Annotated in this window: 17 protein-coding genes; 9 read left to right on the top strand and 8 right to left on the bottom strand. The window is 53.0% G+C overall.

Translation table 11 applies throughout. From position 1 onward, the window contains the following. Position 1 precedes the first annotated feature (1 nt). Both QP093_RS04870 and QP093_RS04865 read right to left on the bottom strand, forming a co-directional pair. Positions 2 to 1,819 carry a relaxase/mobilization nuclease domain-containing protein gene (locus QP093_RS04870; protein ID WP_285015178.1) on the bottom strand — a complete coding sequence of 606 codons (1,818 nt, stop codon included), beginning with the start codon at positions 1,817 to 1,819 and terminating at the stop codon, positions 2 to 4. Further along, complete coding sequence (locus tag QP093_RS04865) at positions 1,816 to 2,232, bottom strand: MobC family plasmid mobilization relaxosome protein (protein WP_285015176.1); 417 nt, start codon at positions 2,230 to 2,232, stop codon at positions 1,816 to 1,818. Before QP093_RS04865 ends, QP093_RS04870 begins: the two co-directional genes overlap by 4 nt. A 444-nt stretch (positions 2,233 to 2,676) precedes the next feature. On the opposite strand from QP093_RS04865, the gene QP093_RS04860 reads away from it, so the two are divergent. Further along, positions 2,677 to 2,934, top strand: coding sequence for a YceI family protein (locus QP093_RS04860; protein WP_285015174.1), 258 nt, complete (start codon positions 2,677 to 2,679; stop codon positions 2,932 to 2,934). Here the strand turns inward: QP093_RS04860 and QP093_RS04855 are convergent. The 3 genes from QP093_RS04855 to QP093_RS04845 form a co-directional block, all read right to left on the bottom strand. Then, positions 2,931 to 3,113 (bottom strand): hypothetical protein, encoded by a 183-nt coding sequence (locus QP093_RS04855; protein WP_285015171.1) that lies wholly within the window; start codon positions 3,111 to 3,113, stop codon positions 2,931 to 2,933. The genes QP093_RS04860 and QP093_RS04855 overlap by 4 nt on opposite strands. Before the next feature lie 92 nt (positions 3,114 to 3,205). Further along, on the bottom strand, positions 3,206 to 3,754 hold the full coding sequence (locus QP093_RS04850) for a recombinase family protein (protein ID WP_285015170.1): 549 nt from the start codon (positions 3,752 to 3,754) through the stop codon (positions 3,206 to 3,208). Then, complete coding sequence (locus QP093_RS04845) at positions 3,751 to 4,575, bottom strand: Fic/DOC family protein (RefSeq protein ID WP_285015168.1); 825 nt, start codon at positions 4,573 to 4,575, stop codon at positions 3,751 to 3,753. Before QP093_RS04845 ends, QP093_RS04850 begins: the two co-directional genes overlap by 4 nt. A 575-nt stretch (positions 4,576 to 5,150) precedes the next feature. On the opposite strand from QP093_RS04845, the gene QP093_RS04840 reads away from it, so the two are divergent. The 8 genes from QP093_RS04840 (at position 5,151) to QP093_RS10025 (ending at position 11,177) form a co-directional block, all read left to right on the top strand. Continuing rightward, on the top strand, positions 5,151 to 5,423 hold the full coding sequence (locus QP093_RS04840) for a hypothetical protein (protein WP_285015165.1): 273 nt from the start codon (positions 5,151 to 5,153) through the stop codon (positions 5,421 to 5,423). 185 nt (positions 5,424 to 5,608) lie between these two features. Then, positions 5,609 to 6,898 carry an FtsX-like permease family protein gene (locus QP093_RS04835; protein ID WP_285015163.1) on the top strand — a complete coding sequence of 430 codons (1,290 nt, stop codon included), beginning with the start codon at positions 5,609 to 5,611 and terminating at the stop codon, positions 6,896 to 6,898. A 45-nt stretch (positions 6,899 to 6,943) separates the two neighbouring features. After that, positions 6,944 to 7,717 carry an ABC transporter ATP-binding protein gene (locus tag QP093_RS04830; protein WP_072340919.1) on the top strand — a complete coding sequence of 258 codons (774 nt, stop codon included), beginning with the start codon at positions 6,944 to 6,946 and terminating at the stop codon, positions 7,715 to 7,717. Further along, the gene (locus QP093_RS04825; protein ID WP_285015159.1) at positions 7,698 to 8,381 is read left to right on the top strand and encodes a hypothetical protein; all 684 of its coding nucleotides are present in this window, start codon (positions 7,698 to 7,700) and stop codon (positions 8,379 to 8,381) included. The genes QP093_RS04830 and QP093_RS04825 overlap by 20 nt, the downstream gene beginning before the upstream one ends. Before the next feature lie 116 nt (positions 8,382 to 8,497). Beyond that, positions 8,498 to 9,202, top strand: a complete 705-nt coding sequence (locus tag QP093_RS04820; RefSeq protein WP_285015157.1) for an ATP-binding cassette domain-containing protein — start codon at positions 8,498 to 8,500, stop codon at positions 9,200 to 9,202. Between the two features lie 118 nt (positions 9,203 to 9,320). After that, positions 9,321 to 9,986 carry a hypothetical protein gene (locus tag QP093_RS04815; protein WP_285015154.1) on the top strand — a complete coding sequence of 222 codons (666 nt, stop codon included), beginning with the start codon at positions 9,321 to 9,323 and terminating at the stop codon, positions 9,984 to 9,986. Positions 9,987 to 9,990: 4 nt separating this feature from the next. After that, complete coding sequence (locus tag QP093_RS04810) at positions 9,991 to 10,686, top strand: hypothetical protein (protein WP_285015151.1); 696 nt, start codon at positions 9,991 to 9,993, stop codon at positions 10,684 to 10,686. 5 nt (positions 10,687 to 10,691) lie between these two features. After that, positions 10,692 to 11,177 (top strand): ATP-binding cassette domain-containing protein, encoded by a 486-nt coding sequence (locus tag QP093_RS10025; RefSeq protein ID WP_350309968.1) that lies wholly within the window; start codon positions 10,692 to 10,694, stop codon positions 11,175 to 11,177. Between the two features lie 113 nt (positions 11,178 to 11,290). On the opposite strand, the gene QP093_RS04805 is transcribed toward QP093_RS10025, so the two are convergent. The 3 genes from QP093_RS04805 to QP093_RS04795 are packed head-to-tail and all read right to left on the bottom strand — an operon-like array spanning position 11,291 to position 13,187. Next, on the bottom strand, positions 11,291 to 11,794 hold the full coding sequence (locus QP093_RS04805; RefSeq protein WP_285015148.1) for a recombinase family protein: 504 nt from the start codon (positions 11,792 to 11,794) through the stop codon (positions 11,291 to 11,293). Further along, positions 11,794 to 12,921 (bottom strand): zeta toxin family protein, encoded by a 1,128-nt coding sequence (locus QP093_RS04800; RefSeq protein WP_285015145.1) that lies wholly within the window; start codon positions 12,919 to 12,921, stop codon positions 11,794 to 11,796. Before QP093_RS04800 ends, QP093_RS04805 begins: the two co-directional genes overlap by 1 nt. Continuing rightward, on the bottom strand, positions 12,921 to 13,187 hold the full coding sequence (locus QP093_RS04795) for a hypothetical protein (RefSeq protein WP_285015143.1): 267 nt from the start codon (positions 13,185 to 13,187) through the stop codon (positions 12,921 to 12,923). The genes QP093_RS04800 and QP093_RS04795 overlap by 1 nt, the downstream gene beginning before the upstream one ends. Positions 13,188 to 13,238 lie beyond the last annotated feature (51 nt).

Genomic DNA, 13,238 nt, shown 5'->3' with positions numbered 1-13,238 from the left:
ACTAGCGCAACTGGCCGCGCCCGCGTTCGGGCGTGCGCCCGCGTGGGGTTGGGTGGTGTGTGGGGTGGTTGAGTTTGGTCAGTTGTGGTGTTTGCCCGATGCCTGGCAACGGTCGCCTGGATGTTCTCTCATCATGGTCAGTCTCGTTGCCACTGGTGCTGGAGCCTTCAGTATTTGTCCCGAATCCATCGGGCAACGCGAGGAACTTATGGCGCGCGCGCAAACGCTCAAAGTAGTCGCCGTTGGAGGGTGCTCCAACTGTCACCGACTCCTCCTGGACTGAGGGCGCGGAGCGTGTTGCGGCCGGCTCAGGCAATACGTCTTGTTGCAAGGTTGCCGTGTCGACCTGGAGAGATTGGTGAGCCGTGTGCGGTGCTTCGGCGCGTAAGCGGTCGTACACAGTGCGCGTGTCACGCAAGATCATGTGTGCGGTGTTTGTTTGGCGCGCTTGTTCATATAGGTTTGCCAGTGTCTTCACCAATTCCAATGCCTCCACCAGCATGAGTGCATAGTTCACCTTGCTGGTCTTGGGAGTGATGGCTGTGCTGAGCAGCCGCGCACCGAGAACGACCCACGGGCTCGTCCCACTGCCAGTGACGGGCCGCTGTTTCAGCTGTGCGTTTCGGCCGACCTGCCGTGCGGAGTAGTCCAAAGCGCGGCGCATGTCCTCACTCAAATCCGATTGCTGCGCGGCGGCCGCCAGAAGTCCGGCCACATCATTGGTCGCATTAGCCAAGGCAAGCGGATCAGCGGGGTCAATGCCGCCTAGCTCGTCGCGGTAGATTTCCAGCGCGCGCCTATACCCTTGCCATTCCTCCGGTGTGTAGGCGCTGCGGTGCGCGCCAAGCGGCATCCCCTTCCAGGCATCGTGCCATGCGCGCACTGCATCAGTAGAGGCGTCGATGGTGTCTGGCCAGCGCTCGCGCAGCGCGCTCAGCGTGAGGTCACGCGCGATGGACCCACCGGCGTACCACTGTGTACGCTGTCCTGGCTTGGTGTGCAGGGCAGCAGAGTACCCCACGATTACATCCGTGTGTCCCTTGGCAAAACGTGGGCGCAGTCTCACGCCCAGGCCACGCGCGCGGCCGATGAACTCAACCTCATTGCTCGCTGCCTTCGCGGCGGCACGCAGACGCGTTTCCAGTGCGGCGCGGTCAGTGACCGGCTTGCCGGCCCGCCTGGCGGCATTCAGTGCCTGCGCACTGTCGCACTTAGATGAGCGATTGTGTTCGCGCCCTTCCACGATACGTAGACCGTATTTGTGTTCGAGAGCGTTACACGCGCGTTGGCTGCGGGGCTGATCGTTCCAGTTGTTCCACTTGGTCCCATCCTCACGAATGATGTTGGCGGCGATGTGGATGTGGTCCCCACCGTTTTTTGACGCACCGTGATGGATGGCGACCCATCGGCACTCGGACTTCCCACATGCAGAGGTAAACTCCATCTGGTCCATGAAGTCGCGTGCGATGGCTGCCCATTTTTCTTCTGACAGTGGCCCCTCGTCAGGCGATAAAGAAAGAGAACAATGCCAGACGTGGTTCGCACCGTAGTCCGTTACTTGCGTCCTGCCGGCCGCTGGGTCGAACTTGCGGATCGGGCCGCGCGAGGTGCGGTCCGTTTCGTTCATGAACGAGTCAAGGTAGCGAGCAATTTCGCCGGCTTGAGCGGTGGACAGTTCACTCCAGTCGCCCCACCGCTTCATGATGGTGCGTGAGCCAGCCACGAGGTGAGGCTCAGTGTGTTCGTTGGCGCGTCCTGGCCCAACCAGGTAACGCATGAGCCCACCCATGTCCCCGCCATCGACGATGTTCGGCATCATCGGCGCACACTCGCAAGCAAGTAGTTGATCTCATCGACGCTGTGCTCAATGTGGTCGAGAACGTCATTCATATGTTCGGGGAGCGCGTGGTCAGTGTGAGCGTAGCGAGTCAGCTGATTGACGTTGTTTGCCAGGCCGGTGAGCTGACGCCGGTAGTCACGCAAACCGGCAATCAACTCGTGAAGGTTATCGACCGCAATCTCATCGGCTGCAACCGGATGCAACGCGCAGTGCACCAGCGTGCGAGACAAGGACCATCCGGCGTTGCTTGCCTTCGCTTCCAGCAACGCACGCTCGCTACGAGTCAGATGCACTCGCAACGACGTGCGAGTCACGCCATTAACCTGCCGTGGAGCGCGCCGAACACGACGGCGCACCGATTGCTGCGCGCCCATCACCTCAGCCTCACTCATCCCACCCTCCTCAGCGTAGCGACCCGACAGGGACCACACCTCTAGTGTGCCTCCAGGTAGCCACCCGTGTCTACCTGCAAGCCTGTTACTGGTACCAGTAACATATAGCTTGCTACCCGCGCTTCCGCACGCGCTGCTGCGCGTGCTAAGTGACGGGGAAACGCACCGTGTGCGTGTGGCTTGGGTAGCAAGCTAATGAGATGTGGCGCGCTGCTGCGTCCACGTTCATCTCGCGTGTGGGTATGAGTCAGGTGCCCGCTGTGAGGTCACTACTGCGTCCTGTGTAAGCGATGCGCGCTCTGCGCAATAAACGTCGCACCGTCGTCTTAACCGGTCCAGTCCAGTCCGGTCCGGTCCGGTTCGGTGGTGTGCGCGTTGTGCGCGCACACACCACGTCGCTATGAAAACCATAACGAATGGCTTTCATAGTGAAAGGAAGCAGCAATGCCTGACAAGTTCGACCCAGTAAACAATCTGCTCGCACGTGAAGGAAAACGCGAGGGAGCTCTACGCGACCTAGCTGAGGCGATGATGGCACTGCAAGAGGCAGTGAGTAACTACCGTGATGCCCACAAGGCTGCAGTCGATACAGGCTGGGCAAAGCGTGACCTGAACGGCGCAGGATTCTTCGACGTTGCCAAACTTCCAAAGGTCAGGAAGATCAACCCGAGTCAGCCAGAAGCGCCGGCAGCCGATCTCTAGTCGGACCAGCCCCGCTCAGCACGAGGCGCAAGGACTGACCTTCGCCACAGAACGACTAACACGCCCATAATCAGCACACCGGGCGTACCGAAGATAATCGCCAGGCACACACATAAGAGGGTAATGGAATCTACGAACTGTGCAGCGGCGCGTAACGCGTCTTCAATCTCATTGATCATGCCAACTACAGTTGCGGCGGTGTTGAACGCCGGCCGCGCGCGGCCGGTGCGATAGCTCACATATCGCGAAGGACGGCTCTCATCCCGTTCCTTTACCGGCTGAGCGCACGTGAAACGCTGGAACGGCTCACCCCCAGCACTTTGCCGATCTGCGTGAATGTCGCGCCGCCCTCGCGCATGGTCTTGGCAGCTTTGACCCGCTCGGGTGTCATCACGGTTGGTCGTCCTCCAAGCCTGCCCTGGGCGCGTGCGGCTGCAAGGCCAGCGCTGGTGCGCTCTCGTATCAAGTCGCGTTCAAACTGTGCGAACGCGGCGGCCATGTGAAACACGAGCCGACCTCCAGGCGTTGTCGTATCAATCGACTCAGTAAGCGAACACAACTCAACCCTGCGCTCATCCAGCTCTTCAATAACGTGCACAAGGTGGGCCAGAGAACGCCCTAATCGATCCAGTCTCCACACGACGAGAGTGTCTCCCTCGCGCAAGTAGTCAAACACCTGCGCAAGCTCCGGCCGATCAGCGCTGGCACCCGAAGCATGGTCAGTGAAAATACGCGTGCATCCAGCTTTTTTCAGGGCGTCCACCTGAGCGTCCACATGCTGATCGAGAGTCGAGACGCGCGCGTACCCAACAAGGCTCACAGCGCACCTCGCCCATACCCGTAACCCGACTGGAGCTTTCGCCCATGCGGGGGCAAGGAGTGGGGCATGGGGCGGCTGGCCTCTGTGAGGCGTGGTGTTTCTGTAATGCCTGGTAAGTGCTCGCGCAGTGGAGTGACGACCTTTCTTAGCACCATTTCCAATCGCGTGTTACTTCCTGTGGCTTGACTGTAGAATCGTGCCGCCAAGAACTCTTCTCTCAGAGTATGGCCGGTAGTGAATCTGCGTGGATCCAGGCTCCAACCAGCCTGTTCACAAAGCTGCGTATAGAACATGAACTGGCTACGCGTATTGCCTTCTCGGAACGAATGAATTGTATTGATTTCTCCCCATGACTCAGCCAGCGATTTCACGAAAGCGTCCCTGGGCATTCCGCGGAAATAATCCTGCTGCCTAATCAGCTCATACTGTTGTTCAGCGGCCGCAGTCAGTGTCTCGCCGGCAGGGTAATACCCGTAAGTGCGCCAAGGCGCCTCAGGATCACCTGGTTCGAAATTGACGACATCAGGGTAGCTCTTAGTCATGTGCGTATCTGGCGCGGTTCGTTCCTGCCCTGCCCACTCATACACATCCTGAAAGATGTGGTAGTGAATAGCTTTCATATGCTCATAGTCAAAACGGCCGTCAACAGGCTGCTGAGCCAGCTCTGCCATACGGATCAAAGCAACCTTCTCTTCCAATCGCTGCAACTGATCCTGATCTTCGATGCCGTAAGGGGCGCCAGGGCTAGTGAACTTGTTGCGCAGCACAGTCGTGCCTGGAATGAAATAGTCACTCCACGTGTAGAAGGCAGCGCCGGTCATTGATGTGGTGAATCAGCACGCACTATAAGACAGATAGCCTCATCTGCGGACATGTGCCCTTCGGCTACCTTTTGAGCAAGCTTGCGTGCATACGGGTCGGTGACCCGATGCCCAGCTAATGCTAGCCCAGCATCTGCAACTGCAAGCGCATCCTGAGCGCTCTTACGTGACGTTGCAGGGTTTTTGAGCACTGTTGGCATAGTCCCCTCCTTCGGCCGAAAACCCCAAAACAATTCTTTTCGTCTACTCGTAATTCTACCTGACGGGCGTGCACTACTCAATAGAGGGGTGTTTTGACCAGTTGGGTCTGCTGAAGGTTTGGCCCACACCCACTTGAACGCGAAGCGTTTGACGGGCAGACCGCGCGACGTAGACTCGAAAGCCAGCAGGAAAAAACCCCTAGACAAGAAGAGTGCGCGCTCGCGCGCTCCACAATTGCCACCACCAGTGGCACAAAAGAAAAGAGACCACGCACCGCGTGGCCAATAAGAAGCAACACCCAAGTACGGGCGTCGTGTCCGTCCACACGCTAGGCCACACACCGCCTTCGCTCTCAAAATACATAAGGTACGCCGTTGGCTCGCACGCTGCTTTCCGATAAAGATATATTGCTACTTGATGAGTCGACGCCCAACGTCGACGAGATTGCTCAGAAAAAGATAGCCTCCTTTCTTAAAGGTTACGTAATGAATAAAACGGTACTTATGATCGCTCATCGACCCGCGCTGATTGAAGCAGCGGATAATGTCATTGTTTTCGACAAGGGGCGACTGGTGGACTCAGGATCGCTTGAGGCCGTCCGCAGCCGTTGCTCCCTCTACCGACAATTGACTCAGGTGGGTGGTTAGTTTGATAGGAATTGCGGGTATATTGATGTATATCAACGTGGGGAGTGGGGTTTAGCGTGCATACTCCTCTATGTTTTCGGAAAATGCGGAGCACAGATTGGCCCCTTGTTCGACTTGCTCGCAAAGAACTAGCCAAAGATCTCGCTCCCTGGATAGCACTCGCGTTTACATCAGCCTTTACCGCCATGGGCGTGTCATTTTACATCGGCAGCCTGGTCCGAGGGAGCGGGTTTGATGGTCAGATCGGACAGGCTTACGTTGAATCCGGTTCTACCGGTATTGTGCTGTTAATCCTGGTTTCGGTATTTGCGATCTCATCCAGTTCACGAGTTGCAGTCACGCTACAGCGCAGGGATATTGTCGTCTGGCGACTTGCTGGGGTTAGTGAGCAGCAGGCTAAGATCGTTGCGCTGGTTGAGATTTCGATTGCTACTGCGGTGGGTACACTTGTCGGCGCAGCTGGCGCTTTCGGGCTTTGGCCCATCTGGAGACTTGTGTTACACGCTGCGGATATGCCTTATGCGCTGACGCTAGGTGTTCCGCCGCTTGCGGTGTTTCCTATTGTTGTCTTTGCCCTTAGCGTCACTGCGGTTTTGGGTGGCATGAAGGCAGGTCGGCAAGCTGCGAATGTCCGACCTGTATTGGTGCTGAAATCTGATTCTGTGGCGGTGCGGCGATTTAGCTGGGGCAGTTGGTTAGTCGGAGGACTTGCGCTGTACCTTATTGGATATCTTCTCTTCTTGGCGAATCGCACGTCACCCCACAGCAGTATTACCGATATAACGCAGAAGACGACTTTTATTTATTTGGGAACGGCGTTGGCATATGCTGTGCTTGTGGGTTCAGTAGGCAAGTATTTTGTCGGTCGCTTCCTGCGTGTGTGGACGGCAGTTGTGCCCAAACGATGGTCAAAGTCTTGGTTTTTGGCCAGCCGCCAGTCCGAACATGACTTAGAGATTTCAACTGCTCTTGTCATTCCGTTGACAGTCTCCCTTGTCCTGGTAACCGGAGTCTTTGGTTATGTTGGGCAGGCACAGGATGCGGCGAGAGCGTTTGGTGTTGCCTTTGCTGGAAAGGGAATCGACATCGGTGGTCTTGTGCAGCTCCTCGGTCTTCCGGTTCTCATTTCTTTGATAAATGCCGGAGGAATCGCCATTGCCACCGGCGCTAAGAAGCGCAGGGACGCAAGTATGCTGTTCGTCCTAGGGGCAACCAAAAGGCAACTTTATTCTAAATTGGTTTTTGAGTCAGTCATGCTTGTAGGGACTGCATTGCTGATTTCGCTCATGGTGTATTTCGTCAACGGATTGGGTTTCTATCTAGCTGTCCGATACGGCCCGATTCCTGACGCAAGTTTCATATGGCCTAGTCTGACTCCGTTCGTATTAGCGCTGCTTGGACTGGGAATTTTCTTAGTGAGCTCATTGTCTACACATCGCAGGCTTGATTATGTTCAGTCGGGAGATATCAAGTAGGGGATCGCGGGTAATTTAGATCGCGAGATGAAAGGTGATGAAATCATGACACGAGAAACAACGGCTCGGGTGTGTTGTCAGAGTCTCAATAAGAGTTATGTCGTCCCAGGGCGTGAGGGGCTAACAAGGCAGGTTCTTCAGGATGTGTCCTTCCAGGCGTGTGACGGCGAGTTGGTTTCTGTTGTGGGACCCTCAGGTAGTGGTAAGAGTACCTTACTGTACTGTCTTTCCGGACTTGAGTCGTGCGATGATGGCAAAGTTGAGCTTTGTGGTGTCGATATTACCCAGCTAAGCCTTCCAGATATCTCGCGGCTGAGGCGCGATAACGTCGGTTTCGTCTTCCAAGATTACAACCTCATTCAGTCTTTGACGTCGATTGAGAATGTGATGTTACCTGCCCAGTTGTCGGGCGCTGACGCTGATCCCGCTGCCGCGAAAGCACTGCTAAATAAACTCGGCCTATCGAATCAAATCAACGCGAAACCGCAGACCCTCTCAGGGGGCGAACAGCAACGTGTTGCAGTTGCTCGTATTCTTTTCAATCAATCGAAAATTGTTTTTGCAGATGAACCCACTGGCGCACTCGATTCTCAAGCCAGCAAAGTCATTGCCAATCTCCTTCGAGAAGCAGCTCGTGCGGGCTCCACAGTGGTGATCGTGACACATGACATTGAACTCGCGGCACAGTCAGATCGGGTGTTGGTGCTCTACGACGGCCGCGTTAACAGCATATTGGAACATCCTTCACCCCGTGAGGTCTTTGAGACCCTCAACATGCTGAACAACGGGAACAGCCCCCATGAAGCCAACTCTGATTAGCCAGTTCGAGAATCTTGCTGCCCTCACTAATACGGCGGCACAAACCAAATGGGCGAGACACGGAGAATGGTGGTACTACTCGGATAGCGCCACTGGTCTCTTAATGCGCGTTCCGATCAGCGATCCGGACGACTGGGATCTTGATGAGCACAACATGCAGCGGTTGCGCCCCTCTGCACATCCTGTGTTTCACCATAATCAAACGGAATACTCAGAAGTCATAAGTCAAGATATTTCAAGGGACGGCAACTATACCTGTTCGGCTACACGTTCACCATCTGACGATATAATTCGACTTGATGTTCGTGAGGCTAAGTCTCAGCGCATAGTTTTCAGCAAATCTCTTCGCGGATGGATGCTAGACCGAATATATCTGTCGAAAAACGGTGAAGGAATTTACTTCACCTGCCCCTCCTCGTCACATCATTCTAAATCACTGTGGGCCATTATAGCTGATAGCCGTAAAGCGCAGCATCCAATATGTCTTTTTGCCGGACATAGCGGCGACAACCTCAGCGTAAGCCGCACCACATCACAAAGATTTCTGAAAGTAATACATACATCTAGCTCGCGTCGCGTGTTTACTCTCATTGATCTCGATACTACCCAAACAAACCACTCCATCATTCATGCCAACAATCTATTTCGCGCTCAAACTAAATGAGGCACCACACCGCGACACGCCCGAAAAATACACATATTTTGGGTATTAACCCACATATTTTGGGTATTAACCCTCAACTCTAGCTCTTCCGTCAGTTTGGCGGTAGGATGACAGTCGTGATCACTTTCGATAATCTTTCAAAGAAGTTTGATACTAACGAAGTTCTTAAGCAAGTTACCTTTGTAGTTCCCTCTGGATCGATTGTCAGTCTGGTGGGCCCCAACGGATCGGGGAAATCTACTCTCTTACGTATTCTCTTAGAGCTGGAAAGTGCTACTTCGGGTAAGGCTCTTTTTGATGGTCAGTCCTACACAGAATTCTCGGTCAATCACGGCGTTGGCGTGTCGCTTGACACGATGATACCACACCCCTCGAGGCGAGCGCTTGATCAATTGTGGTGGGTAGCTGCGGCAAAAGGATTACCGAAGACGACCTGCATTGAAAAGCTGTCTCAGGTGGGTTTAGGGGATGTTAGTAAGCGAAGAATTAATGGTTTTTCTTTAGGGATGAAGCAACGACTAAGGATAGCGACAGCACTTTTGGGTAATCCAAGTGTTTTAGTGTTGGATGAACCAGTTAACGGTCTGGATCCTGAGGGAGTGTTGTGGATACGAACGTTGCTTCAAGAGTTTGCGGATAACGGTGGAACTGTTCTGATAACGAGTCACCTAATGAGTGAGCTTGAGCAGCTAGCAGATTCCTTCGTTTTCTTGCGTAAGGGAATTATAGCCGAGCAGCTTGATCGAGTGTGTCTACGCGAAAAGTATGCATCTCTGGAGGAAGCATACTTCCGAATTAATCACTCACGGAGCGAGGGGTAAGTGCATGCACGATTTTAGATCCGAATTTATAAGGTTCTGGTCCAGGAGTGAAGTGATATATGCTGCTCTCCCAGTTCTGGTGCTATGTATAATCTTTTCGGTAATTAATGGAGAGATTATGCTGGCGATAGAGTCCGGAGATTTTGCAGGACATGGTTTAGACCCTTCGCTGGCTTCAAAGCCACTTTCAAAGCTGCTCACTGAAGGTTACCTTGGACCTGTTTACCAGTCTTCTGTGATTTTCATTCCTTTAACGGCTGCGTTTCTTATACAAAAGGATTACAATTTGGGCGAACATGAATCTGTTCTCCTAAATTCCAAGAATTTGCTATCTCGAAGAATCGGTAGCGTATTTGCGGTTGTTTCCTGGGCATTATCAGCGACTTTGTTAGCAGCGATAGTGAACTATGTGATCTGTTTTCTGCAGGCGGGTGACAAAATTCGAGAGTCGCTTTCTATTGCCGAGGCCTTCTTTGTCTATTGTCGCGTCGCAGTATTTGCAGCCCTTTTCGCAGTTTTGGCGCTATTGATTACTGCTCTAACGCACAAATTATTTCTCTCGGTTGTATTCTTCCTTGGGCTTTTATTTCTTTCCCTGACCGGAATGCTTCAGGGCGTGCCATTATTACATAATCTTCTTCCATTGATCGGCGGTAAATCATTCGCTTTCTGGGATAATGGTGAAGGTTCAATTCCAATCGGTCAATCTTTTATGCTGCTGATCGCTTGGCTAATAGTCGTCTCTGCTCTGTATTTACTTGTAGCGGTTAGAAAGCGCCGGTGACTATATGCGATCACTCTCTAGCTATTTTATTGCTACAGTTACGTTACCTGCGAATTTGCTAGCACTGGTTATGCCTTTTGCTGTTATTCCGGTTTGGGCTGCGCTGGCTGCGGTTGGCGCTGAAATTAATGGAACAAAAGTAGCTGTAGAGGCGTCGACCACTTTGCCAGTTATTGCATATTTGTTATTGCTTTCCGCTTCATGGATTTCCGGTGTGAACCGCAATAGTTATGATAGTGAAATTCGACTTCTCCTCACTGCAAGCAATCAGTATAAGAGCATTCTTCCCTCTTATAGTTTTATTTTATGCTTTGGGATGTTGTGCGGGAATTTGGCATTTATCGAGTTGGCGACAATGAGTAGCCAAGGGATACCGTATCGCCTGAATATATCTTTATTATTGCTAGCAGAGTTTGCTGCCATTGCATGTCTTGGTTGTGCGATTGGGCAGTTGGTGGGAAAAGGGGTAGTGGCAGTTGCAGGTATTGTCTTGTATTCGATCCTTTTGGAACCGGCAGTTGAACGGCTAGTACCGTTTATTACTGAACGAGGTATGGATGCTCGTATTCAAGAATTTCAAGATGGTACTTTGCTGATGCGAGACCTCTTGGTTGATATAAGTTTTTTTGTCTTTATTACCCTTCTCTTATTTTTTTTGAATTGGCTGATAATTGGAATGCGGAGGTCGAAAAATGCCTAACGGCAGTGACAAAGCATCGTCTCAAAAGTGGAGCTAGCACTGCCACGACCTTACCAATTTTGATTGCAGTCTTTTTAACTTCTTGTGCTGAAGCCACTGTTGCTGCTATCGCTTGGCTTTCGGCACGTAAAGCTTTTACAGTTTTAATCCCACTAAGGGAGTTCTCGAAACTGCTACACAATTGGCAACAACGCTACGAAGAAGTCGTCGACTCGCTTGCTATCGGACACATAGTTCGCAAGAAGCCACTTGAATGTTCAGGAGGTGAGAAAGCTAGAGCCAACTTTGCCCGTGCCGTAATGCTACGCCCAAGGATTCTCTTGGCGGACGAACCTACCGCGTCCCTTGACCCTGAAAACAGGGAACGCATACTAAGTCTCCTATTCGGACTGTCCAGGGAACACGGCGCAACAATAGTTACTGTCACACAGGATCTTTACGTTGCGGACAGACATGAGAGAGTTTTACAACTGAGGAAACGAAAGGATTAAAGCTATGGGATTCTTAGCAATGGTAGGGTCTGGTCTGCTTGGCTTGATTCTTCTCGTTCTTGGTGGCATGCGAGTTAAGAACAATAAGGCGTGGACCCTATCAATATTGGGTATTAACCCGCAATTTCAGCGTTATTAGAGCCGTTTTCTTGCATGGCTCTAGCGGTCTTTAAGCGTTCAGGCGTCATGAGTGAGGGTCGCCCTCCAAGCCGTCCTTGGGAGCGTGCGGCAGCAAGGCCCGCTCGTGTTCGTTCTCTAATGAGGTCGCGCTCGAACTGGGCAAAGGCTGCCGCCATGTGAAACACCAAACGCCCACCCGGCGTAGTAGTGTCAATCGATTCGGTAAGAGAACGAAACTCAATGCCACGCTTATCTAAGTCCTCAATAACCTCAACAAGGTGGGGCAGTGAGCGGCCTAAGCGGTCGAGTTTCCACACCACAAGCGTGTTACCCTCACGCAAGTAGTCCATCGCCAGCTCTAACTCTGGGCGCATGGTTTTAGCTCCCGAAGCGTGGTCAGTGAAGATACGACTACACCCTGCCTGGGTGAGAGTGTCTAGTTGTCCGTCCAGGTTCTGCTCAAGAGTAGACACGCGCGCATACCCAATAAGACTCATTACATCCCTCGTCCATAACCGTGATTCCTGCTCCTGCTTTGACGCGGTTGAGGCGCGACGTGCCGAGTTGGATGATCCAGCTTCTTAATCTGTGGCACTTCTCCAATACCGGGTAGTGGCGGTCGTGGGCGACTGAAGCTACCTCCTCGCTGTATTTGATTGATGGCTGTATAAAACTCTGCTGGCCGAGAGGTGGGAAAGCCCGAGTCCACGATAGTTTCGAAGAGGTCGCGCTGGTCGCGGACGCTGGTGGGATAGGCTCGCGCCACGATCGTGGGAGCGTCTTTGAGGGCAAGGCGCCGAGCAACTTTCCACACGTCAGTATCCGTTATGTCAATGTTGCGGAGCGTTTTGAGATTGTTGGATAAGATCGCACACCATTCACGGGCTGCATCTGTACCTATGTTCGTACTATTGCGTCCTTGTTCGATCGCGTGTGCGACCTCGCCCACAGCATTGTCGTTAGTCTCAGGACTCAGAGTGACATTGCAATACAGATTCCCGTCACGGGCTTGGACATAGACTCGATCAATCAGTCCCTTTTCCATGAGGTGAGCGACGGTGGAGGGAAGATGCGACGCTGCAACGTCGTGGGCGTTACTGGGTGTCCATCTGCCTGCACCGTAGTCAGCGATTTGATTCAAATACCGCGACAAGGTGCCGAGTCGCGATACTTCCATAGGGACTGCCACGACCCGTAGCTCTGTCGTAAACCCTGCATCACGGAATGACCGGAATTCTTGTTCAAGCATTGACGCGTTGCGCAGAGTCGTTTCAACGATCGCGCTGATACGGCGGGAGCGAAGAAACGAGGTGGACATTCCAACCCACGTGCCTGCTGCGTGAGCAGTCATCGACGGCATGGAAAGAGGGTCACGTCGCATCAGGGCACTATAGCCTGGGAAAAACTGCCTCAGATCGTCACCATTGACTACGACAGCATGAGCGAGCTCATGCTGCGCCCGCGCCAAAACAATGCCTTTTCCAGCACCTGGTTGCCCGCCCACCCTGACGAATACTGGAGAAGTAGCAGGAGTTGAACGTGTGATTTGAGCGAGCAAATAGTCGGGAAGAATCTGCGATTCAAAAACTTTCCTCAGCTCATCTGCTGGTAGTTCTAAGCTCATTACACGGCGACTGCGGGAGCCGTTTCAGGCAGAGATTGGAAGAGTTCACGGAGTTCTAAGCGCTTAGCCTCAATTGCCACAACATCATCGGGGTCGATAGCACGAACCTGGGCGCGCAACGCAATTCCGGCTTGTTTCCAATGTTCTTGTTCTTCCAAAGCCGTAGCTTGACGCTCCCACTCGACATATTGACCACCGATACGGGTAGCCAATTCCAAGAGAGCATCGTAGACCATAGGATCGAAAGCCTGCTTCATTTCACTCATGTGCGCCCCTTTCCCCGTTTCACGTATCTGGCTTTAGTTTAGCGTCCAGCG

Origin of the sequence: Pauljensenia sp. UMB10120 (genome assembly GCF_030212035.1) — a bacterium.
Taxonomy (GTDB): Bacteria; Actinomycetota; Actinomycetes; order Actinomycetales; family Actinomycetaceae; genus Pauljensenia; species Pauljensenia radingae_A.
This window is presented reverse-complemented; position numbering and strand designations above follow the sequence as displayed.

Coding starts and splice junctions, on each gene's coding strand:
- QP093_RS04870 (WP_285015178.1), bottom strand. CDS start 1,819: ATGATGCCGAACATCGTCGATGGCGGGGACATGGGTGGGCTCATGCGT.
- QP093_RS04865 (WP_285015176.1), bottom strand. CDS start 2,232: ATGAGTGAGGCTGAGGTGATGGGCGCGCAGCAATCGGTGCGCCGTCGT.
- QP093_RS04860 (WP_285015174.1), top strand. CDS start 2,677: ATGCCTGACAAGTTCGACCCAGTAAACAATCTGCTCGCACGTGAAGGA.
- QP093_RS04855 (WP_285015171.1), bottom strand. CDS start 3,113: ATGATCAATGAGATTGAAGACGCGTTACGCGCCGCTGCACAGTTCGTA.
- QP093_RS04845 (WP_285015168.1), bottom strand. CDS start 4,575: ATGACCGGCGCTGCCTTCTACACGTGGAGTGACTATTTCATTCCAGGC.
- QP093_RS04835 (WP_285015163.1), top strand. CDS start 5,609: ATGGGCGTGTCATTTTACATCGGCAGCCTGGTCCGAGGGAGCGGGTTT.
- QP093_RS04830 (WP_072340919.1), top strand. CDS start 6,944: ATGACACGAGAAACAACGGCTCGGGTGTGTTGTCAGAGTCTCAATAAG.
- QP093_RS04825 (WP_285015159.1), top strand. CDS start 7,698: ATGAAGCCAACTCTGATTAGCCAGTTCGAGAATCTTGCTGCCCTCACT.
- QP093_RS04815 (WP_285015154.1), top strand. CDS start 9,321: ATGCTGGCGATAGAGTCCGGAGATTTTGCAGGACATGGTTTAGACCCT.
- QP093_RS04810 (WP_285015151.1), top strand. CDS start 9,991: ATGCGATCACTCTCTAGCTATTTTATTGCTACAGTTACGTTACCTGCG.
- QP093_RS04805 (WP_285015148.1), bottom strand. CDS start 11,794: ATGAGTCTTATTGGGTATGCGCGCGTGTCTACTCTTGAGCAGAACCTG.
- QP093_RS04800 (WP_285015145.1), bottom strand. CDS start 12,921: ATGAGCTTAGAACTACCAGCAGATGAGCTGAGGAAAGTTTTTGAATCG.
- QP093_RS04795 (WP_285015143.1), bottom strand. CDS start 13,187: ATGAGTGAAATGAAGCAGGCTTTCGATCCTATGGTCTACGATGCTCTC.